Source organism: Burkholderiales bacterium, assembly GCA_035518095.1.
In the GTDB taxonomy this organism is placed as follows: domain Bacteria; phylum Pseudomonadota; class Gammaproteobacteria; order Burkholderiales; family JAHFRG01; genus JAHFRG01.
This window is the reverse complement of record DATIXX010000005.1, coordinates 46819-69717: the sequence shown is the minus strand read 5'-3', so window position 1 is coordinate 69717 and position 22899 is coordinate 46819. Positions and strand designations below refer to the sequence as shown.

The following is a 22899-nucleotide window of genomic DNA, read 5'->3' as shown; positions in this document are numbered from 1 at the left end:
ACGGTTGATTAAAGTCGGTAATCGTAATCGATGGTAAGCGGCGCATGGTCTGAGAAGCGCCTGCTTTTATAGATGCTTACCCGCTTCGCCTTGCTTGCGATTCCCGGCGTAGCTATATGGTAGTCGATGCGCCATCCTACATTCTTGGCCCATGCCTGGCCGCGGTTCGACCACCACGTGTATTGTTCCGGCTGTTTATTCAAAACCCTAAATACGTCCACCAGGTGGAGTTCGTCGAATACACGTGTAAGCCATGCGCGTTCCTCGGGAAGAAATCCTGAATTTTTTTGATTTCCGCGCCAGTTTTTCAAGTCGATTTCCTTGTGCGCAATGTTCCAGTCACCACATAAAACAAATTCACGACCGCTCTCGGCGATCTCGCGCAGGTGCGGAAAAAACCTGCGCATGAAGCTGAACTTCACGGCCTGCCGATCTTCCGAACTCGAACCGGACGGAAGATAAACAGAGACCACACTTAAATTTCCGAAATCGCAGCGCAGATATCTTCCTTCTGAATCTATGTCGGCAATGCCCAGTCCAGTGATTACCTTATCCGGCTCGGGCGCGCAGTACATTCCCACGCCGCTGTAACCCTTCTTCTCCGCGTAGTGGAACCATCCGTTGTAGCGCGCGGGGTTAAGCGTCTGGCGCGGCATGTCCTTTGCTTGCGCTTTTATTTCTTGCAGGCAAACAATGTCACCTTGAGATTTTACAAGCCAGCGGAGAAATCCCTTGGTAACAGCTGACCGGATTCCGTTGAGGTTTAATGTGATTATGCGTAACATTATGCGGTCGTCGATTGGCTTGTTAAGCGCCTTGGAATGTCCGACTTCAGACAGGAATTCATCCGCTTCGCGGTAAGCAAAAATGTGCTGCGCTTTGGTGAATTCAAAACCCGAGCCGGACGTTTATCGCCATATTTCTTCAATGCCGGTTCGTTTCATGATGGCGAATCGCTTTTTGGGCTTGCGCAATTTTACGCCAAAGCCATACTCTCCGCTAAGGTACAGTTTGACGTCCTGTTTGGACCCGCCTACAAAGGCATTCCGCTGGTCGTGGGTACTGCCATCGCGCTTGCCCAAAATGGTCATAATGTGCCGTTTTGCTTTAACCGCAAGGAAGTCAAGGATCACGGTGAAGGCGGCGCCTTGATCGGGGCGACGCTGAACGGACGGGTATTGATCGTTGACGATGTAATTTCCGCAGGCACGTCGGTGCGCGATTCGGTGCAACTCATTCGCGCAAATCGGGCAACGCCCTGTTGCCTGGCGATTGCTCTGGACCGAATGGAGCGAGGCAGCGGCGAGCTATCGGCGGTCCAGGAGGTAAAGCTGAAATATGATCTCCCCGTCATCAGCATCATCACACTGGACGACGTGCTTAATTACCTTCAAACCAGGGAAGAGATGGTCCATAATTTGCTAGCGGTGCGGAAGTACCGCCAAATATATGGTGTCGACGCAAATGCAGCTTAGATTATTGTGCATAATGTCCTACGCAGCCTTGCTGCTGTTCTCAGTCATACTCGGCGCTCCGGCATTTGCCGTAATGTATAAATGGGTGGATGAAAACGGCGTCACCCACTATGGTGATACCATTCCCCCGGAATACGAAAACCGTCCTAATGAAGAGTTGAACAAACGGGGCGTGGTCATCAAGAAGAATGATGCCGCGCTGACACCGGAACAAATCAAGGCCCGAGACGAAGAGATAGCAAAGCGTAAAAAAAGGACAGAAGAGAATCGCAGGGACGCGATTTTGCTGGGAACTTACTCGAGCGTCGAAGAAATTGATCTTGCGCGCGACCGCAATCTGGGGCAAATCGAGAAGGTAATCAAAGATTCCGAAGCGCAGCTAAAATCCGTGGAAGATCAATTAGACGCGAGTCGCAAAAATCTCGCAGCTTATGAACGAGAAAAACAGCCAGTGCCCGACACATTACGCGGCGACATTGAGATACTGGAAAAGAACAAGCAAGACCTTGAGGTGGCTATCGTGCAAAAACGCAGCGACGCCGACGACATGCGCGCGCGCTTTGAAGATGACAAGAAGCGCTACATCGAGCTGACCCAACCCGCCGCTCAAGCCGGCGTCAAAAAATAAAATTTCCGCCTTAACTCGCCAGTTTACGTTTCAATATTTCATTTACTTGTTGAGGATTCGCCTTGCCCTGGGTTGCTTTCATTACCTGGCCAACAAGTGAATTGAAAGCCTTTTCTTTTCCAGCTCGATAATCCGCGACCTGCTTTGCGTTTGCGGCAAGCACCTCATCGACGATTTTCTCGATTGCCGCAGAGTCGCTGATCTGCTTCAGTCCGCGCTTTTCGATAATCTCCTCAACCGAGCCCTCTCCATGCCACAGTGCAGGCAGCACGACGCTTACTGCGGTTGTATTTGATATAGTTTTGTTGGAAACAGGCTCCCAAAGTGCCTTGATTTGTTCCGGAGACACTTTACTGTCTTCAATGTCGCGATGCTCTTGCTTGAGCAGGGCGCTGAGCGGACCCAAAATTAGGTTCGAAACATTCGGCCTATCTGCTGGTGGCACGATGGCAAACGTAGTCGACGCAAAGACCGTTGATTGGGGAGTTGCAGCATGCTGAATAACCTGATACTCGGGTATTTCTGGAAACTGTCTGATTTCAGCTTCCCTCTCTTCCTGACTCTTAGGCATTGAGGCGCGGACTCGCTCTATCCACGATTCCGAGACCTCAAGCGGCAGCAGGTCGGGATCTGGAAAGTAGCGGTAGTCGTGCGCTTCCTCTTTGGTACGCATTGAGCGCGTTTCGTTCTTGTCCGGATCGTAGAGCCGGGTTTCCTGCTCGATCACGCCACCGTCTTGCAGAATTTCAATCTGCCGCGCAGCCTCGTATTCAATTGCGTGCTCAAGAAAGCGGAATGAGTTGAGGTTCTTGATTTCGCAGCGGGTGCCGAGTTTGTCGGAACCTTTCCTGCGCACCGATACGTTAGCGTCGAAACGAAAAGAACCTTCCTGCATGTTGCCGTCACAAATCTGGTAATCAACCACCAATTTGTGGAGCTTTTGAACATAGGCAACAGCTTCTTCGGCTGACCGCATATCGGGTTCCGAAACAATTTCGAGAAGCGGGGTGCCGGCGCGGTTTAGATCAATCCCAGACATATCCTTGAAATTTTCGTGCAGCGATTTGCCAGCATCTTCTTCCAGATGCGCACGAGTCAGCCGCACGGTTTTTTTGACGCCGTCAATTTCAATCGGCAATTGCCCGCCCTGCACGATGGGAATTTCGTACTGGCTGATCTGGTAACCCTTGGGCAAATCCGGATAAAAATAATTCTTGCGTGCAAATACCGAGCGTCGGTTGATCTTTGCATCAACCGCCAAGCCGAACATGATAGCTTTTTCCACAGCAGCCTTGTTCAGTACCGGGAGCACACCGGGCAATGCAATATCCACTGCGCACGCTTGGGTGTTGGGCGCCTCGCCAAATGCAGTAGATGCGCCAGAGAAAATTTTGGACTTGGTCAATAGCTGCACGTGTGTTTCAAGCCCGATCACGACTTCCCAGTTCACATCAGATCCCTTCAGGCATACGGTCATGCCAATCGGTCGCCAACTGGTACTGGTGGGCGATATTCAGCATCCGCGCCTCACTGAAATATTTGCCAATGATATGCAAGCCCACAGGAAGTTTCCTAGTGCCGAAGCCGCAAGGAATTGACATGCCCGGGAGGCCTGCGAGGTTTACCCCGATTGTGTAAATGTCGGAAAGATACATTTGCACCGGGTCGCCCGATTTTTCGCCTAAATTAAACGCAGTCGTTGGGCTGGTCGGTCCCATGATGACATCGCACGTTTCAAAAGCCTGCGCGAAATCCCGCGCGATGAGCCGCCGCAGCTTCTGTGCCTTAAGGTAATAGGCATCGTAATAACCGTGCGACAACACATAGGTACCGATAAGTATCCGGCGTTTCACTTCGGAGCCGAAGCCCTGGGCGCGGGTCTTGCAGTACATGTCGAGGAGATCATCGTATTGCGGCGCGCGGTAGCCGTAACGCACGCCGTCATAGCGCGAGAGATTGGATGATGCTTCCGCGGGAGCAAGCACGTAATACACCGGTATCGAAAGCTTGGTGTTGGGGAGCGAGATTTCGACCGTGGACGCGCCGAGTTTTTGATATTGTCCTATGGCAGCCTCCACCGCCCGCGCCACGTCCTCGCTCAAACCTTGTGCAAAATATTCACGCGGTAAACCGATTTTGAGCCCGCTCAGCGGCTTGGTCAGGTCGCGAGTGTAATCTTCTGGAGGACGGTTCAGGCTCGTGGAATCACGCTCGTCGAATCCGGCCATGACGTTCAACATTAGCGCGAGATCTTCCGCGCTTTTTGCCATCGGACCGCCCTGATCCAGGCTGGACGCAAAAGCAATCATTCCGTATCGCGATACTACACCGTACGTTGGCTTTATTCCTGAGATTCCACAAAGAGCTGCGGGCTGGCGAATCGATCCTCCGGTGTCGGTGCCAATCGCTGCCGGCGCCATGCGCGCCGCAACCGCGCACGCTGAACCGCCGGAACTGCCACCCGGTACCGTTTGCGCATCCCAGGGATTTTTCACCGGACCGTAGAAAGAAGTCTCGTTGGAGGAACCCATCGCGAATTCATCCATGTTGGTTTTGCCCAGGTTCACCATGCCAGTACCGTTAAAGCGCTCTACTACATGCGCATCGTAAGGCGCAACGAAATTGGAAAGGATTTTCGAGCCACAGGTGGTTCGCCATCCCTTGGCGCAGAAGATGTCTTTTTGGGCAATGGGAATGCCCGTTAACGGCTGTCCCAGGCCTTGCGCGATCCTGGAATCGGCAGCGTGCGCCTGCTCCAAGCTCGCTTCTTCATTAACGGTTATAAATGCGTTGTAATGCGGGTTGAGCTTTTCGATGCGTCGGAGAAATTCTTGGGTGAGTTCCACACTGGAAATGTTTTTCGATGCAACCAGGTCGGAGAGTTGCTTTAGACTGTAGTTAAGCATGCAATAATTTTGCGAAAGGACCTAAGCGAAAGTAAACGGCCGGTCGCTGGTTCAATAATTCACTCTATGACCTTGGGAACAAGATACAAGCCTGCTTGCACCTTGGGCGCGACGGATTGAAATAACTCGTGCTGATCGGATTCGGTTACGACGTCGTCGCGCAATCGTAATACCACATCCTGGGCGTGCGACATGGGCTCGATGCCCGCGGTATCCACCACCTGCATTTTTTGGATGAGCGCAAAAATTCCAGACAGCTGTTTGAGCATCGCAGCCGCCTCGGAGCTGTCGATTGCAATACGTGCCAAGTACGCGATGCGTTTGACATCGTCTAGGGACAGAGGCCTATTTTGGTTACCCATAGGTTTAGCGCGAGGACGCCTTTTCTCCGAAATATATGCGGAATACGGCCTTTTAAACCTTTAAATCTTCAAGCATAATAGAGTATTATAATTTATTCGGTCGGAGCTCTCACCTTTATAAAATGGAATTTCTCACATGTTCGGATTCTTAAATAGCTATTTTTCAAACGACCTGGCGATAGACCTGGGAACTGCCAATACTCTGATCTACGTGCGCGGCAAAGGAATCGTGCTCAATGAACCCTCAGTGGTAGCCATCCGCCAGGAAGGCGGACCGAATGGGAAAAAGGTCATCCAGGAAGTGGGCTTGGCAGCCAAGCAAATGCTCGGGCGCACGCCCGGTAACATCACCGCGATACGCCCCATGAAAGACGGCGTCATTGCCGATTTCACGATAACTGAGCAGATGCTCAAACTCTTCATCAAGAAAGCGTACGACTCTCGATTGTTCAGTCTTTCTCCGCGCATCATCGTCAGCGTTCCCTGCGGGTCTACCCAGGTTGAACGCCGCGCAATTCGGGAATCAGCGATCGGAGCGGGTGCCAGCAAGGTATACCTTATTGAAGAGCCGATGGCGGCAGCAATCGGCGCTGACCTGCCAATCGCAGAGGCAACCGGATCGATGGTGGTGGATATCGGCGGCGGGACGACCGAAGTCGGCGTAGTTTCGCTCGGCGGAATTGTCTACGCGGGTTCGGTACGCGTGGGCGGCGACAAATTCGACGACGCAATCATCAGCTACATACGCCGCAACTACGGCATGCTGATTGGGGAAACCACGGCTGAACTGATAAAAAAGGAAATCGGCTCGGCCTTCCCGGGCAGCGAGGTGCGTGAAATGGAAGTCAAAGGACGTAACTTAGCGGAAGGCATTCCCAGGAGCTTTACCATTTCCAGCAATGAAATTCTGGAGGCGCTAACCGATCCGTTAAACGCAATCGTCAGTGCAGTCAAATCTGCCCTTGAACAAACTCCTCCGGAACTTGGCGCGGATATCGCGGAAAAAGGCATGGTGTTGACCGGCGGCAGTGCGCTGCTGCGCGAGCTTGACCGCCTGCTGATGGAAGAAACCGGATTGCCGGTGATCGTTGCCGACGATCCGTTAACCTGCGTGGTGCGCGGCTCGGGACGGGCGCTGGAAAGAATGGACAAATTGAGCAACATTTTTGCAGAGGATTAATGTTCGGCCCAACTTCGAGTTCCGCGTTTCATATTAAATTTTACGCAAACTTTGGCGTATAACCGATGGGGGATTCAAAACACATAGCTCGAAACTGATGGACACTCAGCTTCCGCCTCTTTTTAGACGCGGTCCCAGCCCTTTCGCACGACTCGTTTTTTTCACGCTGCTATCCCTGCTGCTGTTCGTTTCCGATGCCCGCTTCAAATACCTGGAAACATTCCGGCTCTCGCTGTCGGTCGTCATCTATCCTTTGCAAAAACTCGCCACTGCGCCAAGCCTGATTTTGGGTCGTGTAAGCGATTTTTTCGCGACCCAATCCAACCTGATGGACGAAAATTCCAAGCTCAAACAGCAGGAACTGCTAAATGCCGGGCAGCTACAACGTTATCAAGCGCTCGAAGAGGAAAATAATCAGTTGCGGCGGCTGCTCAAGGCGCGCGATAGTCTTCAAGATAGCGCGGCGCTGGCGGAAATTCTTTACTCCGGCCATGACTTGTTTTCGCGCCGCATTGTCATTGATAAGGGCAGGCAGGACGGAATCCGGCCCGGTCAAGCAGTGGTGGATAATCTTGGAGTCATCGGCCAAGTAACACGCGCGTACCCATTCGTGAGCGAAGTCACGTTGGTTACCGACAAGGACCAGACAGTGCCCGTAGAGGTGGTGCGCAACGGTCTGCGGGCGGTGATGTTTGGCGCGGGCGAACCCGGGGGACTGGAACTGCGCTATATGCCAGTCAATGCCGATATTCAAACAGGTGACCAACTCGTCACATCGGGCATCGATGGAACGTATCCATATGGACTGCCGGTCGCGGTAGTTTCCAGAATTGAACGCAATGCTGCTTACGCGTTTGCTCGCATCTTCTGCACGCCCAGCGCAGGGGTGAACAAGTACCGGCAAGTATTGGTGTTAACGTCGCCAAACCAAGGTCCCGAAACAAAAATAGCAGACCCCTCAGCCAAAAGCCAGGCCAAGACCAAAAAAAATAAGAGAGGTAACTAATGCCCAGTCAAGCTGCACAAGCACAGGAAATTCTGCTTCCGGTAAAGACCAGCGTCATCGTCCTCTCCCTCGCGATCGCGTTATTCCTTAACCTGTTGCCATGGTCGGGCTTTGGGCTGCTCATCAGACCTGACTTTGTAGCATTAATCCTGCTTTACTGGTGCATGCATTGGCCGCGCAAAGTGGGGTTCGGCACCGCGTGGGGAATGGGGCTGCTCATGGACGTGGCGGACGCTACATTGCTGGGGGAACACGCTTTTGCCTACTCCTTACTTGTCTACCTTGCAATAATTGTGCGCCGCCGCGCCCTGGTGTTTAGCCCACGCGAGCAAGTTTGGCATGTGCTTTCATTATTGCTCATTTCACAGCTCGCAATCCTGCTGGTCAAAGTTTACAGTGGGGCAGAATTTATCGGATGGGGGTATTTTTTGAGCAGCGTGACCGGGTCTCTTTTATGGCCCGCGCTTTCAGCCCTGCTGGCGGTAGTGCTGCGGCTCAAGCCTGAACCCGACCAGGTATGAACGGCGACATCGAGCTCAAGAACCAGCAGCGCGAACTGCAGCACTTCAGGTTCCGCCTCGCGATTGCTGCCGGCGCCGGACTTCTGCTGTTTTTTTTGCTGTTCGCGCGGTTTTATTATCTGCAAGTAATACAGCACGATTATTACAGTACACTTGCCGAGAATAACCGTATTTCGATTCTACCTGTTGTACCCAACCGCGGCCTGATTCTCGACCATAATGGCGTGGTACTGGCGAACAATTTTCCCGCATACACTTTGGAAATTACTCCATCCAAGGTGGACGACCTCGACGAGCTTATCAACCAACTTAACAGTGTCGTGGAAATCACGCCCAAAGATCGCAAGCGATTCCGCAAGCTCATGGAACAAACCAAGAACCTCGAGAGCTTGCCGATACGCACGCGACTAAACGACGTCGAGGTGGCGCGGTTTGCGGCGAACCACTACCGTTTCCCGGCTGTTGATATCAAGGCGCGCCTGTTTCGGCATTATCCCCTCGGTGCGATGACGTCGCATGTCATCGGTTACATCAGCAGGATCAATGATGATGACATGGATTGGTTGGAGGAAAAAGGAGAGCTCGCAAATTACCGCGGCACGGAATACATCGGCAAATCCGGAATCGAGCAGAGCTATGAAATGCAGCTGCACGGGAAAACCGGATTTGAGCAGGTGGAAATTGACGCCAACGGGCGCGTGGTACGCACTCTGAGTCGTATCCCGCCGATTTCCGGCGATAATTTGCTGCTTACGCTCGACGCGCGGCTTCAGGAATTCGCCGATAAAGCATTCGGCAACAATCGTGGCGCGCTGGTGGCAATTGAACCGTCCAGCGGAGGGGTGTTGGCATTCGTGAGCAAGCCAGGCTTTGATCCCAACCTGTTCGTCGACGGCATCGACCCGCAAAACTGGGATGCATTGAATAATTCGCCGGACAAACCGCTTACCAACCGTGCGCTGGACGGTCAATATCCGCCCGGCTCGACTTTCAAGCCGTTCCTGGCGCTTGCCGGACTCGAACTCAACAAGCGTACTCCGCAGTACAGTATTTTCGACCCCGGATACTTCACCCTGCCCGGCAGTACCCACCGCTATCGAGATTGGAAAGCCGGCGGCCACGGTTGGGTGGACTTACACAAATCGCTGGTGGAGTCGTGCGATACTTATTATTACGGCCTTGCCTACGATCTTGGAATAGAAAATATTCATAGTTTCATCAGCCGTTTCGGCCTGGGCCAAAAAACCGGGATTGATGTTGAAGGCGAAGGGACAGGTCTGTTGCCTTCGGAGGAATGGAAGCTAAAACGCTACAGGGAAAAATGGTTTGCGGGTGATACAGTGAGCGTGGGCATCGGCCAAGGCTATGACTTGGTTACTCCGTTGCAGCTTGCCAATGCCATGGCCCTGATCGCCAACAACGGCATCGCTTTTCGTCCGCATCTAGTGCGCTATATTCAAGACAGCAGGACCGGCCAATTAAAAAGTATTGCAAGCGAGGTGCTGTACGACCTTAATCTCAAACCGGCTAATTTGGCTCTTGTTCAAAAAGCCTTGGTTGATGTGACCCGTCCGGGCGGCACCGCAGCTCGCGCCGGTGCAAACAGCGCCTACCCGATTGCCGGCAAGACTGGAACCGCTCAGGTCATCGCTTTTAAACAAAACGAGAAATACGACGAGAAAAAAGTTGCTGAGCGACAGCGCGACCATGCTTTGTTCATCGCTTACGCGCCAGCGGATAATCCGCAGATTGCACTTGCGGTAATTGTGGAAAATGGCGGCCACGGCGCCAGTACCGCGGCGCCTCTGGCGCGCGAGGTCTTGGACTTTTATTTGCTAGGTAAGCGGCCGCAAAATTCTCTGCCGAGTCCCAGCGTAAAACAGGAATCCAATGATTAAGCGCCTATGGCTCTATGTCACCGCGCACATAGACGGCTTTCTGCTCGGGGCAGTCTGCATACTGATGTTGCTCGGATTGTTCGTGCTGTACAGCGCCACCGGACAGGATCTTGCCAAAACCAGCAACCAACTTTTGAGCATGTTGATTGCGCTTGGCGTAATGTGGGCGGTATCCCAAATCTCTCCCCAGAATCTGATGCGCCTGTCGGTGCCGATGTATGTCGCGGGAATCCTGCTACTGATTGCGGTCGCTCTGTTTGGCGACGTAGTCAACGGCGCAAGGCGCTGGTTACATGTTGGAGTGACCCGAGTCCAGCCCGCCGAAATCATGAAAATTGCTGTACCTCTAATGCTTGCCTGGTATTTCGACAAGCACGAAGCCGCGCTACGATTAAAAAATTATGTTGTAGCGACGTTGTTGCTGCTGGTCCCAGTGGCCCTGATTGTCCGCCAGCCGGATCTGGGGACGGCGATACTGATAGCGGCTTCCGGTTTCTACGTGCTGTTTCTGGCCGGATTGAGTTGGCGTATCATGCTGACCTTCCTAGTGCTGGGACTCGCCAGTCTGCCGGTACTGTGGTCGGTGCTACGCGATTACCAGCGGCAGCGGATTCTCACGCTGCTGGATCCGTCGACAGACCCATTAGGCGCCGGCTATCACACTATTCAATCCACGATTGCGGTGGGCTCGGGCGGAGTTACCGGTAAGGGTTGGTTGAACGGCACGCAGTCGCATTTGGAATTTTTGCCTGCACGTCACACTGATTTCGTGTTCGCGGTATTCAGCGAAGAATTCGGATTGCTCGGAAATCTCGTGCTGCTGGTCCTGTACATGCTCGTCATTGGCCGTGGCTTGATTATCGCATCCAATGCCTCGACTCTTTTCGCCCGGCTCATGGCAGGAGCTGTTACCCTTACATTCTTCACCTACGCCTTTGTCAATATGGCGATGGTGAGCGGAATTCTTCCGGTAGTCGGAGTTCCCTTGCCGCTGGTAAGCTACGGCGGAACGGCTCTGGTGACAATCTGCCTGGGCTTTGGTATTTTGATGAGCATTGAGACACACAAGAAATTGGTTAAAACCTGAACTTGCGAGGTGTACCGGGTGAAGAGAAAAAGGTGGAAACAAAAGCCTGTACCTATTAGCTCTTCTCTTCGCTTATTGTGTGTGTCCGTTCTGGCGCTTGGTCTCGCCGCATGTGGCAGCGCTCCGACGCGCCCATCGGGAAACGGTTATTATCTCGGAGATGGCCCGGGCGATAATCCGCCCTCCAATCTCGCTTCGCTTCCCGACGCGAGACCGCGTGTTGAGCCACTAAACAAATATGCGAACCGCCCGTACACAGTGCTCGGCAAAACTTTTGTTCCCGAGACCCGTGTCGTTCCTTATAAGGCCCGCGGGATTGCTTCGTGGTACGGCAGAAAATTCCAGGGCCAGAGAACCGCGTCGGGAGAGCCTTACGATATGTATGCGATGACAGCGGCGCATCCCATCTTACCGATTCCCAGTTATGCCCGGGTCACCAACTTAAGTAACAACAAATCGGTCATTGTGCGCGTCAATGACCGCGGGCCTTTCTACGGCGGGCGCATCATGGACCTCTCCTATGCGGCCGCGTACAAGCTAGGCATTGCCGCTCAAGGCAGCGGCATGGTTGAAATCGATAGCGTGCTGCCCGGGAGTGAAACGCTAATGGCACAAGCGCCAAAACCTGCCGAGCCCGACCCGCCGCCGACAGCCGCTCCCGCTCAGGTGGTGCCGGCCTCCGCTGAAGCAGGCGGTATCTATCTACAGCTTGGCGCGTTCGCTTCGAAATCCAACGCCGAACAGTTTCTGGCACGGCTGCGCGTGCAGCTTGCCGGTCTTAACGAAACGCTCTCACTTTTCGCGAAAGGCGGATTGTTTCGGGTGCATGCGGGTCCTTATGCCAATCGCAGCGAGGCGCAGCGTGCGGCAGATTCGCTCGGGGCGAATCTCGGCTTCAAGCCGCTGCTTTCAATCCGGTAAGAACAGTAAAAAAAGTTCACGGCCCGCTTGCCAAGCGAAAATTAAAGACCACTGATAAAAAATCTGTGGGGTACCGGGTTTCATGGAAAGTAATTCATGAAGCAGTGGTGCGTCGTTCTAACTCGATGGCAACACCTAGTCGAGCGCCTGCTGTGGCCGTTGTCGATTATAAAACACCTCGAAGTACTCAAGGACGACGCTCTTAGGCTCCTCTCGGGTCTCAGGGCGTAAATGATGAACAAGCTCGTCCTTCAACGTACTGATGAAGCTCTCGGAGCAAGTCTTGGCAAAGCAATCACCTTTGCACGACATGCTGCGGCTCATATCGTGGGCGATGAGCCTGAAGAAAAACGATATGCTGGACATGAAAAATACAAACAATATGGATCCGCGGGGCATGCAAGGCAGGGTCAGCTGCAATATAGCGAGTCAGCGGGTGCTTCCGATTGACCCTCATTTGCTGCTGCCGTAGAATCCCTACCGCCATGTTGCGCCATATCGATCGCAAACGCGTCGCCGCGATCGCGCTGTTCGCGGTAATGTTCAGCGCGCTGTCGCCTGCGCTTGCCGCGTTCCGATATCGGGCGCAGCCCGCCGTGCTCGCGCAAATTTGCACCTTTTCCGGGCTGAAAACTATTGTGCTCGACGAGCCGTCGCTGCCGAGCAAGCCCCACACCAAGCACCCGATTCGTTGCGCATGGTGTTCGGCGAGCACTTCGCAGCCCGGCATTGGTATAACTCTGGATTTGGCTGCCGGACCGGAAGTTTTTGCCGAAGATCGGCCGACAGTCGTTCCAATGATGGCGGCGGCCTCCCGGCCTGCGCCTGCCTATCTATCTCAAGCCCCTCCAGTTTTTGACTAAAGCCAAGTTTTAAAGCAGACACCCGGTATCGGCTGGGCCGCATTTATGACGTCGTGCGGTCATTGGGAATTGCAAGGAGGGTTCATGTTGCTTTCAGGCAAGACCGTAAGAAACACCATTCTGGTGTTCTTGTTTTCGTTTGCTTTCTCACCCGCTAAAGTATTTGCGTGCGCAAGCTGCGGTTGCACTCTGAGTTCGGATTTTCAGAGCCAGGGGATTATTACTTCGACCGGATTTAAAGTTGACTTCAGATTTGATTACCTGAATCAAAACCAACTCCGAAGCGGTACGGGCACCATTTCGCCGACTGTAGCTGGGAAAGAAGGCTATGAGGTGGAACTGTATACCAAGAATGAATATTTTACGCTTGGGTTGGATTACGCTCCAAACTCCACTTGGGGTATCAATGTTCAAATACCCTACATTGATAGAGATCACGCCACGCTGGGTACCGATACGGACGGGATCACGCCGGGCGATGGCGCCTACGTTTCTCACACCTCCAGTTTCGGCGATGTAAAGATTGTGGGGCGCTATCAAGGGTTATTGCCAAGCAAAAATTGGGGTATCCAGCTGGGAATAAAACTGCCCACCGGCAGTTACAACAACGTCGCTGACGATGGTACGACTTTAATAGACCCGGGCTTACAACCGGGCACTGGGTCGACCGACATCATCGTTGGTTCTTACTATCATGATTCCTTAAGCCAGAATTGGGGTTACTTCGGCTCGGTCGCTTACCAGGTGGCTGTTGAAAGTCGGGCCGAGTACCGGCCGGGCAATTCAGTGAATCTAAGTGCCGGCGTGAATTACTTTGCGTTTGCCTACGTTACGCCCCAGCTTCAGATCAACTTTAGACACGTTGCAACGGATTCCGGAGCCCTTGCAGACACGGTCAGCACCGGGGGCACGCTGGTATACGTAAGCCCCGGGTTCTTTGCACCGGTCACCAAGAAAGTCGCGGTTTACGGATTCGTGCAACTGCCGATATATCAGGATCTGACCGGCGTTCAGCTGGCCCCCCGGTACGTAATTTCGCTCGGGACCCGCTTCTCATTTTGAGCAAAGCATTAAATGTTACTTTGCGATGAGAGGCGCGACGGTATCCTCAAGGATTTTGGAATTCATTAGCACTGGATCGCCCTCGAAGCCATTGCGCCGCACGATGCCGGCACGATCGATTACTACTGTTATGGGTATCCTCCAGACGCGGCCGTAACCGTCCATTTCAGTCTCGGATTGCATCATCGCGGGGAAACTGAATGCTTGCATGACTTTCTGAACTTTCGGCAGGTCGTCATCGGTATCCATGCTTATGGCGATGACTTCAAACCCCCTGTCGCGATATTTTCGGTAAAAAGCATCAATTGCGGGCATCTCCTCGCGACACGGATCACACCAGCTGGCCCAAAAATTAACGAGCACCACCTTTCCGTTGTAATCGCTCAGCTTAAACGGTTTGCCGTTAATCATGACCCCCTCAATTTGTGGCGCGGGTTTGTCTAATTCGAGCCCTTTCGCGAAGACAGCGCCACTCACAACGCAAGCGGCAAAAATTAGGCAATAGCGATACATTTTGTAATTGGATATTTTGTATTGAGGAGCCCGTGGGTAATGCTTGCAGAATTCTATATCTCGATTCCGATTACGAAAAATAATTTGGTATCGCCTCAAACTGCGGCATTCTCTTCGCAGCGCGAATTATATTCGTCAAGGCGACCTGATCGCCTGCGCAAAGACCGTGTACCGGATCTGGAGGATCAATTTACTCGCCCAATATTATAGCAGCGATGAACCCGGGCATTACGTTTTTCAGCCGGTTCTTTGCCGACTCCATGCACAGAGGCGGCCATATGCCGTTTCACAAGCGCAGGGCACGGTCAACTCGGCTCGAAATTCCCGTTTTTTGGATCGACTCGTTTTCGCTGGTCTTGGCGGTCGCAGACTATACGTCAAACCCATCAGCGCACTTATCAAGAAAAATACGCGTACAGCATATTCATTAGATAGCGACGTAAAATTCAGCCCATTTCACTAGGGCAATGCGGAGTACCGGAAACAAGTAATTTTGTGCGCCTGCGGTTTTTTGATTTGCAATGCTGCGTCCATAGCAAAATGAGCCGCAACCCACACGTTTAGTCCGAAATGCGGCACAGCAAGCCTTTCAGATACAGACCTTCCGGAAAATTTAGAGCCACCGGATGATCGGGCCCCGCAAAGAAAAATTCTACGATTTGGGCTTCGGCACCCGCATCGAGCGCGGCGCCAGCAATTATTTTCTGAAATAGTTCGGCGGAAATACCGCCGGAGCAGGAAAATGTTGCGAGCAAGCCGCCCGGCCGTAGCAGTTTGAAGGCTAGCAAATTAATGTCCTTGTACGCGCGGGCTGCTTTTCCAACATGCGCAGCAGTTGGCGCAAACTTCGGGGGATCGAGTATAACCAGATCGAATTGCCTCGCCTCGTCGCGCAGGCTTCGGAGCTTTTCAAAAACATCGCCTTTGCGCCATACTGTTTTAGCCTGCGGCGCATTGTTCAAATCGCAATTAGCGCGCGCAAGTTGCAGCGCTTCCTCAGAGGAATCCACGGCTAAAATAGACTTGGCGCCGTTGGCGAGCGCGTGCAAAGCAAAACCGCCGCTATGGCAGAAACAGTCCAGCACTTCCTTATCCCGGGCAAATTCGCCAACCCGCGCCCGGTTGACCCGCTGATCGAGATAAAAACCGGTTTTCTGACCGCTTTTTACGTCGACCCAGAATTGCAGCCGTCCTTCATCGACTTTGATGCGCGGCGGAGGTGTCGAACCCCGCAGCACTCCTACCCTGGGGAGCAAGCCTTCAAGGTGCCTGACTTCCGCGTCCGACCGTTCGAATACGCGCGCTGCGCCGGTCAATTCCAGTGCAATATCGGCGCAGGTTTGATACCAGCGTTCGGCGCCTGCACTTAATACCTGCATGATCAAGGTGTCACCGTAACAATCGAGGACCAGGCCGGGCAGACCATCCGATTCACCGTGTACCAAACGCATCGCATTGGTTTCGTGAACCAGCGCGCTACGCTCGGCCAGCGCGCGGCTCAAGCGGCTATGAAAAAATTCCGCGTCGATGCGGCTGTCGCGGTTCCAATCCCAAACGCGCGCCGCGATTTGAGAATGCGCACTGTAGGCCGCATGGGCTAGGAATTTTCCCTTTGCAGTAACGACTTCAACGGTATCGCCGGATTCGGGTGTACCCTGCATTCGCTCAACCGCGCCTGAAAAGATCCATGGATGGCGACGCAAAAGTGATTTCTCCCGCCCCGCTTTCAAAATCAGTTTAGGCATGGAACAAAGCGACAGCGGGTCACGATCTCTTTTTTGCGCGCGGATGAGCTTTGTCGTAGGCTTTGGCGAGGTGCTGAAAGTCCAGGTGGGTGTAAACCTGGGTCGTCGAAATGCTTGCATGTCCGAGCATTTCCTGCACCGCGCGCAGATCACCGCTCGATTGCAACACGTGCGAAGCAAACGAATGGCGCAATACGTGCGGATGCACGTTGCCCGTAACGCACTGCTTTAATGCCCATCGCCTCACGCAATATTGAATGGCGCGCTGACTGAGCGGAGCGCCATTTTTGCCCGGAAACAACACGCCGTGGCTGCAGATCGACGTATTACGCGCTTCAAGCCAGGCACGTATGGCGGCGATGGCGTGACTGCCGACCGGCACGATGCGGGTTTTGTTGCCTTTGCCCGTAACGCGCACTGTGGCGTCCTCAAGGCTTAGGTCTTCCACCCGCAGCCCGCACAGCTCGCTCAAACGCAGACCGGAAGAATAAAACAGTTCCAGAATCGCCTTGTCGCGCAAGTCCTGCGTTAGTTGCACCGGTATGTCCACCAGGCGGCTCGCTTCGTCGGGGGAGAGTGCGTGAGGCAGGCGTTTTGCAGATTTCGGTGCGCGTAGACCTTGGCAAGGATTGTGTGCAAGATCGCGGTCACGCGCCAAATAACGGTAATATCCGCGCCACGCAGAAAGCATGCGCGCAAGTGTCTTACCGCTTAAACCGCCATTGTGTAGCTGCGCTATGTAGCGCCGGATATGCGCAGCCTGCAAACTCTCGAGCGGCGTCGTGCCGGCAAGCTCAAGCAACGCGTTAATATCGCGTGCATAATTGTCACAGGTATGGCGGCTCAGGCGCCGCTCGGTTGCAAGGTGCGATAAATAGCGCTTGAGATGATCATTCACCGGGCATTCAACATGCGGCGCGCCCTCTGTTTTCACTTCCTGCTCCTTAGGTCAAGTAGCGCATCACGGCAGCCGCGATCAGTTCACCCAGCCGTTTTAAATACAGCGTACCCATTTCTGGATAGAACCGCTTGGCATCTTCACTTGCGAGCGCGATCAAACCAAACACCTGCTCGGACCGAAGCGGGACCAACGCAAACGAGCGCAGTCTGGGCCCGTCCTCACCGAACCAGTCTGCGCCTTCAAATTGAGCACAGCAATGGGGGTTGGTCAGCGTCCCGGAAAAAACTCGCAACTTTTCACTTATCGGGCTGAACTCGGGCAATTGCCGAGTGGCGTTGACCCCCCAGAGCCGAAGAGCTACATGGGGTACAGCGAAATCCTCGCGCAGGTTGAAATAAATTGAGTGCAGCAGCGATTCCAGACTGCGGGCATTAACCAATGCAAGTGTGATGCGGTGCACGCGCTCGCCAATGGCGTCGTTTTCTTCGCCGAACTGGATCAACTCTCTGAGCTTTGCCTCGAGCTGGTGATTCCTTTCGCGCAGAGTCAGAATCTGCCGCTCGCTGATCGGGATGGCCCGCCCGCCGTGCGGATGCGGAATATAAATGTCGGCGAGAAGATCTGCATATTCCTCGAAAAATTCCGGATGCGCCTCGAGGTAAGCCGCAACCTCCGCTGGTCTTGTTTTCATTCTCATCCTTTCTTAGGGAACTTCTAATAAGTCCTTCGTGATCCGCGTTGCTGGCCAAATGCGAATGGGTGCGCGGCGCGACGAAGCGCTTGGCTTGGACTACGACGAGGCCCCGCGCAGCGAGGTGCTTGCGAAGCTGTGCAGCCAAGCGGGCTACAGCTCCCTATTTTGCGTTGGCTTGGGCGGACCGGCGTTCGCCTCCACGGTCGCGCGTCATGACGCTCCACACTCCGGCGAGCACGACGCAAACGTCACATTTTACCGCAACCCAAACATTGCGAGGTTTGTCCCTGCGCCCTGCTTCCTCGCTGCGTTTGCGTAGGATTGTGTCTATTGGCGGCGCCTCACGTCGCCTATTTCGCGCCGCAAAGCCGAGGTTGCCGCCGCGCGGGACTTAATCAAAGGTTTTCTAGATATCAATAATGCCTTCAAATACCGTTGCCGCGCCTGCGGACATCCAGACCGGCTTTCCCTCACCGTCCCACCGCACGCTAAGTTCTCCTCCCCGCGTTTCCACGACCACGGAGTTGTCGAGCCGCCCACGCTGAATTCCGGCAACTACCGCCGCGCAGGCTCCGCTGCCGCAGGAAAGTGTCTCGCCTACTCCGCGTTCGTATACCCTGAGCTTGACGCGGCGGCGATTTACAACCTGCATATAACCGGCATTTGCCTTCTCTGGAAAGCGCACGTGCTTTTCAATCAGGGGCCCTTGGCTCGACACTGGCGCCGTATCCACGTTTTTCACGACCTGTACTGCATGCGGGTTACCCATGGATAACGCATTGATCTCAACCCGCCGGTTTTTAACGGAGAGCGAGTAAGTTAGTGCACGCTTCTTCGCTTTGAACGGAATTTCTTCAGGCGCGAAGCGGGGCACACCCATGTTTACTATCACGTTGTCACCGTCATCCATGCGGGGAACAATGATTCCGCTTGCCGTTTCAACACGAAGCTCCCGTTTATGCGTAAGCCCCTTTTCCAGCACAAAGCGCAGAAAGCAACGCGCACCGTTACCGCATTGTTCGACCTCGACGCCGTCGGCATTGAAAATCCGATATCTGAAATCAGCGTCTTCACGAACAGCTCTTTCAACTAACAGGACCTGGTCGCAACCGACGCCAAAATGGCGGTCCGCCATTTTGGAGATCTGATCGGAAGAAAGGGCAATACGTTGTGAAATCCCGTCTAAAACAACGAAGTCATTGCCCAATCCTTGCATTTTAGTGAATTTTATGAGCATTTAGCGACAAATCGAAGCAATTCACGGCACTTGGCCCGGCGTCTTAGACCAAGGGAAAACCGGGTTTGTCCTCGTCTGCCACGACCTCCGACATACAAAATTAGCGAGTGCCGACATGCTCTCGCAAGAATAACAGGATTCAACATCACGAATTCTGGAAATGCTGTTATTGATGGACAGAACTGCGCGCCGATATAGATTTTTAGTATTAATTTAATAAGGCTTTGATTCTCCCTGAGGACGCGTCTTAAAGCGCTTGTGCAACCAGAAATATTGCTCCGGCATCTCCAACACACGCTGTTCGATAAACGCATTCATGCGCCGGGTATCGTCTTCGATACTCGCACCCGGGAAATGGTCCCACGCCGGATAAAATTTGAGAACGTAGCCCTCGCCACCCTGAAGCTGGCGCGTAACGCACGGCACGACTTTGGCACCGGTTATGCGCGCCAGCCGCGATAGGGTCGGAATCGTTGCGGCCGGCACACCGAAGAAGGGCACAAACAGCGATTCACGCGGCCCGTAATCCATGTCAGGAAGGTAATAGAATGGCACGCCATCGTGTAATGCCTTGATCACCGGGCGTATCCCTTCGTGGCGTGAAACCAATATGGAGCCACCGAAACGCGTCCGCCCGTGCAGAAGCAACGCGTTCACCAGTGAATGTTTCTGCTGACTATACATGGAGATCCCTGAGAATTCTGCGTGAAGACGCGAACCGCCCATATCAAGGCCGACGAAATGCGGCGCCAGCCAGATAACCGGTTTATCCTTAGCCGCCTGCCAATTTTCCAGGCCTTCGATGCGCACCAGTTTTTTAATTCGCTCGCGCGATGACCACCACAGAATGCCATGTTCCAGAAGATTGCGTCCAAACGCGCGAAAATGTCTGCGTAATATGTACTCCCGTCGTTCCTCGCTCAATTGCGGGAAACACAGCCGCAAGTTGGTGCGCGCGACCTCACGCCGTTCATGCCCGAGCCTAAGCAACAACACGCCTGTCCACTCACCAAGCTTGGCCAAAACTCGAAGAGGCAGAAAGTGTAAGAGCCACACGAGAGCGACGCCGATTCGAACTATCATTTTTCCCACCGTCTAACGCTTGCCGCTAACCCAAAGATCGCCCATCGCGACGCGAATACAGAGGGAAATCGTCTTTCGTTATTGAGGCTTATTTGGTATCCTAGAAATCCTTTTATCGGCGGAGCGGATAAAGAGATCACCATGAATGAATACCTGTTTACTTCCGAATCAGTTTCGGAAGGGCACCCAGACAAGATCGCGGATCAAGTGTCGGACGCCGTTTTGGACGCTATCATAGCTCAGGACCCGCGCGCGCGGGTAGCTTGTGAGACGCTGGTTACGACTGGCCTGGTGCTGATGGCCGGGGAGATAACAACGCACGCAACTGTCGACTACAATGCTGTAGCCCGCCAAACCGTGAAACGCATCGGCTACGACAGCTCGGAAATTGGCTTCGACTATCGGAGCTGTTCGGTGCTTGCTTCATTCGGCAAACAGTCCGGCGACATCGCCCAGGGCGTTGATGAAGGACATGGGCTGGATCTGGAACAGGGCGCGGGCGACCAGGGACTGATGTTCGGATATGCTTGCGACGAAACGCCGGCGCTGATGCCCATGCCAATTTATCTGGCACACCGACTGGTGGAGCGTCAAGCAGAGGTACGCCGTGACGGACGGCTCCCGTGGCTAAGACCCGATGCCAAATCGCAGATCACAATTCGCTACGTCGACAACAAGCCGAAGCTAATTGATACCGTCGTGCTTTCCACGCAACACGCGCCAGACATTGAACACCCGCGCGTCTGTGAAGCGGTTGTCGAGGAAATCATCAAGCCGGTGCTGCCCAAAGCCATGCTCAAAGATACGCGCTACCTGGTTAATCCCACGGGGCGTTTCGTAATCGGCGGGCCGATGGGCGATGCGGGGCTTACCGGGCGCAAGATTATCGTTGATACTTACGGCGGCGCAGCGCCGCACGGCGGTGGCGCATTTTCCGGCAAGGACCCTTCGAAAGTAGACCGTTCTGCTGCTTACGCCGCGCGCTACGTGGCAAAAAACATCGTGGCGGCAAAGCTTGCAAGCAAATGCTTGGTACAAGTCGCTTATGCAATTGGCATGGCACGTCCCGTGTCGCTGGCGGTCAATACGTTTGGCACCGGCACGATTAGCGACGACAAAATCATTAAGCTTATCCAGGCACATTTTGACCTGCGCCCGAAAGGGATTATCCATGCGCTCGATCTATTGCGCCCCATATATCACAAGACCGCTGCCTACGGACACTTCGGCCGTGACGAACCTGAATTTACCTGGGAGTACACCGACAAAGTCGAACTGCTGCGGATGGATGCCGGCCGCACACTTGAAACCCAGGTGGCTTAGCACGCAGTGCGGCACGCATGGCAAGGAGCAGACCGAATGAGCGCGGTACTTGATTCCGGATTCACCGATTACCGGGTTGCGGATCTTTCGCTGGCCTCGTGGGGCCGCAAGGAAATCGCAATTGCTGAAACCGAGATGCCTGGACTGATGACGGTGCGCGAGGAATTTCGCGCGCAGCAGCCGCTGAAAAACGCACGCATTGCAGGGTCTTTGCACATGACTATTCAGACTGCAGTGTTGATTGAGACGCTGAAAATCCTCGGTGCACAGGTGCGCTGGGCTTCATGTAACATCTATTCCACGCAGGATCACGCGGCGGCGGCGATGGCAGCCGCAGGCACGCCGGTGTTCGCTTTCAAAGGCGAATCGCTGGATGAATACTGGGAATTCACGCACCGGCTTTTTGAGTGGGGCGACGGTGGTTTTCCGAACATGATCTTGGATGACGGCGGCGATGCCACGCTGCTGGTCGTGCTAGGTGCGCAAGCGGAAAAAGATCCTTCAGTCATCGCCAAACCGGCGAGCGACGAAGAACGTGCCTTGTTTGCATCAATAAAAAAGCGGCTTGAAGCCAAGCCGGGCTGGTACGGTAGGGCTTTGGCGAATATCAAGGGTGTGACTGAAGAAACCACGACCGGCGTCAAGCGCCTATATCAGATGCAGAAGGAAGGACGCCTGCCTTTCACTGCAATCAATGTCAATGACTCGGTAACCAAATCCAAATTCGACAACCTGTACGGCTGCCGCGAATCGCTGGTGGATGGCATCAAACGTGCTACCGACGTTATGATCGCAGGCAAAATAGCGTTAATCTGCGGCTACGGCGACGTAGGCAAGGGTTGTGCGCAGTCACTCGGCGGCCTCGGGGCGAGAGTTTGGATTACCGAAATTGATCCTATTTGCGCGTTGCAAGCGATGATGGCGGGGTACAGCGTGGTGACGATGGAGGATGCAGCCGACAAGGCCGATATTTTCGTCACTGCCACCGGCAACTTCCATGTCATCACCCACGAGCATATGAAACGAATGAAACATAACGCAATCGTCTGCAACATCGGCCATTTTGATTCGGAAATTGACATTGCATCACTGCGCCAGTACAAGTGGGAAAACATCAAACCGCAGGTAGATCATGTTATTTTTCCGGACGGCAAGCGCCTCATCGTGCTCGCCGAGGGAAGACTTGTGAATTTGGGGTGCGCCACCGGGCATCCCAGCTTCGTAATGTCCAACTCCTTCACCAACCAAGTGATGGCCCAGATAGAGTTGTGGCAGCACGGTGCGAAGTACGAGAGAAAAGTTTACGTGCTGCCCAAGCATTTGGACGAGAGGGTAGCGCGGCTGCATTTAAATAAAGTCGGCGCCAAACTCACCGAACTTACCGAACAGCAGGCCAGATACATCGGTGTCAACAAGGGTGGTCCGTTCAAGCCCGAACATTATCGTTATTAATTTTGGGCCGCTGCAAAGCCTGACATAAATCGCTTATCTCCG

The 22899-nt window shown here is 53.8% G+C and carries 24 protein-coding genes and 1 pseudogene; 14 read left to right on the top strand and 11 right to left on the bottom strand.

Annotated elements, in window-relative coordinates; genetic code table 11:
- Positions 1–8 precede the first annotated feature (8 nt).
- Positions 9–785, bottom strand: coding sequence for an exodeoxyribonuclease III (locus tag VLV32_00655; protein ID HUL40408.1), 777 nt, complete (start codon positions 783–785; stop codon positions 9–11).
- A 36-nt stretch (positions 786–821) separates the two neighbouring features.
- Here VLV32_00655 and pyrE point away from each other — a divergent pair, with 36 nt between their 5' ends.
- Positions 822–1475, top strand: coding sequence for an orotate phosphoribosyltransferase (gene pyrE, locus VLV32_00650; GenBank protein HUL40407.1), 654 nt, complete (start codon positions 822–824; stop codon positions 1473–1475).
- Positions 1476–1488: 13 nt separating this feature from the next.
- On the top strand, positions 1489–2103 hold the full coding sequence (locus VLV32_00645; protein HUL40406.1) for a DUF4124 domain-containing protein: 615 nt from the start codon (positions 1489–1491) through the stop codon (positions 2101–2103).
- A 10-nt stretch (positions 2104–2113) separates the two neighbouring features.
- Here the strand turns inward: VLV32_00645 and gatB are convergent, their stop codons facing one another.
- From gatB to gatC, 3 genes are read right to left on the bottom strand one after another with little or no spacing between them, the layout of a single operon-like run.
- A complete protein-coding gene (gene gatB / locus VLV32_00640; GenBank protein ID HUL40405.1) occupies positions 2114–3553 on the bottom strand; it encodes an Asp-tRNA(Asn)/Glu-tRNA(Gln) amidotransferase subunit GatB in 1440 nt (479 codons plus the stop codon).
- Position 3554: 1 nt separating this feature from the next.
- Positions 3555–5009 (bottom strand): Asp-tRNA(Asn)/Glu-tRNA(Gln) amidotransferase subunit GatA, encoded by a 1455-nt coding sequence (gatA, locus tag VLV32_00635; GenBank protein HUL40404.1) that lies wholly within the window; start codon positions 5007–5009, stop codon positions 3555–3557.
- 59 nt (positions 5010–5068) lie between these two features.
- Complete coding sequence (gene gatC / locus VLV32_00630) at positions 5069–5371, bottom strand: Asp-tRNA(Asn)/Glu-tRNA(Gln) amidotransferase subunit GatC (protein ID HUL40403.1); 303 nt, start codon at positions 5369–5371, stop codon at positions 5069–5071.
- A 136-nt stretch (positions 5372–5507) separates the two neighbouring features.
- Here gatC and VLV32_00625 point away from each other — a divergent pair, with 136 nt between their 5' ends.
- From VLV32_00625 to VLV32_00600, 6 genes are all read left to right on the top strand, one after another.
- On the top strand, positions 5508–6551 hold the full coding sequence (locus tag VLV32_00625; protein HUL40402.1) for a rod shape-determining protein: 1044 nt from the start codon (positions 5508–5510) through the stop codon (positions 6549–6551).
- A gap of 97 nt (positions 6552–6648) precedes the next feature.
- Positions 6649–7557: a rod shape-determining protein MreC gene (mreC, locus tag VLV32_00620; protein HUL40401.1), complete on the top strand. Its 909-nt coding sequence runs from the start codon at positions 6649–6651 to the stop codon at positions 7555–7557.
- A complete protein-coding gene (gene mreD, locus VLV32_00615) occupies positions 7557–8078 on the top strand; it encodes a rod shape-determining protein MreD (GenBank protein ID HUL40400.1) in 522 nt (173 codons plus the stop codon). The genes mreC and mreD overlap by 1 nt, the downstream gene beginning before the upstream one ends.
- Complete coding sequence (gene mrdA, locus VLV32_00610; protein ID HUL40399.1) at positions 8075–9976, top strand: penicillin-binding protein 2; 1902 nt, start codon at positions 8075–8077, stop codon at positions 9974–9976. Before mreD ends, mrdA begins: the two co-directional genes overlap by 4 nt.
- Positions 9969–11063, top strand: a complete 1095-nt coding sequence (gene rodA, locus VLV32_00605; GenBank protein HUL40398.1) for a rod shape-determining protein RodA — start codon at positions 9969–9971, stop codon at positions 11061–11063. Before mrdA ends, rodA begins: the two co-directional genes overlap by 8 nt.
- A gap of 81 nt (positions 11064–11144) precedes the next feature.
- Entirely contained in the window at positions 11145–11984 is an 840-nt protein-coding gene (locus VLV32_00600; GenBank protein ID HUL40397.1) for a septal ring lytic transglycosylase RlpA family protein, read from the top strand.
- 156 nt (positions 11985–12140) lie between these two features.
- On the opposite strand, the pseudogene VLV32_00595 reads toward VLV32_00600, so the two are convergent.
- A pseudogene (locus VLV32_00595) lies at positions 12141–12299 on the bottom strand (IS3 family transposase).
- On the opposite strand from VLV32_00595, the gene VLV32_00590 reads away from it, so the two are divergent.
- From VLV32_00590 to VLV32_00580, 3 genes are all read left to right on the top strand, one after another.
- Complete coding sequence (locus VLV32_00590) at positions 12268–12456, top strand: hypothetical protein (GenBank protein ID HUL40396.1); 189 nt, start codon at positions 12268–12270, stop codon at positions 12454–12456. The pseudogene VLV32_00595 and the gene VLV32_00590 sit on opposite strands and share 32 nt — an antisense overlap.
- Positions 12457–12469: 13 nt before the next feature.
- Positions 12470–12847 carry a hypothetical protein gene (locus tag VLV32_00585; protein HUL40395.1) on the top strand — a complete coding sequence of 126 codons (378 nt, stop codon included), beginning with the start codon at positions 12470–12472 and terminating at the stop codon, positions 12845–12847.
- 84 nt (positions 12848–12931) lie between these two features.
- A complete protein-coding gene (locus tag VLV32_00580; protein ID HUL40394.1) occupies positions 12932–13909 on the top strand; it encodes a TonB-dependent receptor in 978 nt (325 codons plus the stop codon).
- 15 nt (positions 13910–13924) lie between these two features.
- On the opposite strand, the gene VLV32_00575 is transcribed toward VLV32_00580, so the two are convergent.
- From VLV32_00575 to VLV32_00560, 4 genes are all read right to left on the bottom strand, one after another.
- Entirely contained in the window at positions 13925–14422 is a 498-nt protein-coding gene (locus VLV32_00575) for a TlpA disulfide reductase family protein (protein HUL40393.1), read from the bottom strand.
- A gap of 560 nt (positions 14423–14982) precedes the next feature.
- Positions 14983–16167, bottom strand: coding sequence for a class I SAM-dependent methyltransferase (locus VLV32_00570; protein ID HUL40392.1), 1185 nt, complete (start codon positions 16165–16167; stop codon positions 14983–14985).
- A 19-nt stretch (positions 16168–16186) separates the two neighbouring features.
- The gene (gene xerC / locus VLV32_00565; protein HUL40391.1) at positions 16187–17101 is read right to left on the bottom strand and encodes a tyrosine recombinase XerC; all 915 of its coding nucleotides are present in this window, start codon (positions 17099–17101) and stop codon (positions 16187–16189) included.
- 10 nt (positions 17102–17111) lie between these two features.
- The gene (locus VLV32_00560; protein ID HUL40390.1) at positions 17112–17759 is read right to left on the bottom strand and encodes a DUF484 family protein; all 648 of its coding nucleotides are present in this window, start codon (positions 17757–17759) and stop codon (positions 17112–17114) included.
- Positions 17760–17796: 37 nt separating this feature from the next.
- Here VLV32_00560 and VLV32_00555 point away from each other — a divergent pair, with 37 nt between their 5' ends.
- Positions 17797–18081 (top strand): hypothetical protein, encoded by a 285-nt coding sequence (locus tag VLV32_00555; GenBank protein HUL40389.1) that lies wholly within the window; start codon positions 17797–17799, stop codon positions 18079–18081.
- A gap of 87 nt (positions 18082–18168) precedes the next feature.
- On the opposite strand, the gene dapF is transcribed toward VLV32_00555, so the two are convergent.
- Both dapF and VLV32_00545 read right to left on the bottom strand, forming a co-directional pair.
- Positions 18169–18999: a diaminopimelate epimerase gene (gene dapF, locus VLV32_00550; GenBank protein HUL40388.1), complete on the bottom strand. Its 831-nt coding sequence runs from the start codon at positions 18997–18999 to the stop codon at positions 18169–18171.
- 213 nt (positions 19000–19212) lie between these two features.
- Entirely contained in the window at positions 19213–20082 is an 870-nt protein-coding gene (locus tag VLV32_00545; protein ID HUL40387.1) for a lipid A biosynthesis acyltransferase, read from the bottom strand.
- 141 nt (positions 20083–20223) lie between these two features.
- Here VLV32_00545 and metK point away from each other — a divergent pair, with 141 nt between their 5' ends.
- Together metK and ahcY are read left to right on the top strand one after the other, a co-directional pair.
- Positions 20224–21405, top strand: a complete 1182-nt coding sequence (metK, locus tag VLV32_00540) for a methionine adenosyltransferase (protein HUL40386.1) — start codon at positions 20224–20226, stop codon at positions 21403–21405.
- Between the two features lie 36 nt (positions 21406–21441).
- Positions 21442–22857, top strand: a complete 1416-nt coding sequence (ahcY, locus tag VLV32_00535; protein HUL40385.1) for an adenosylhomocysteinase — start codon at positions 21442–21444, stop codon at positions 22855–22857.
- Positions 22858–22899: the final 42 nt, after the last annotated feature.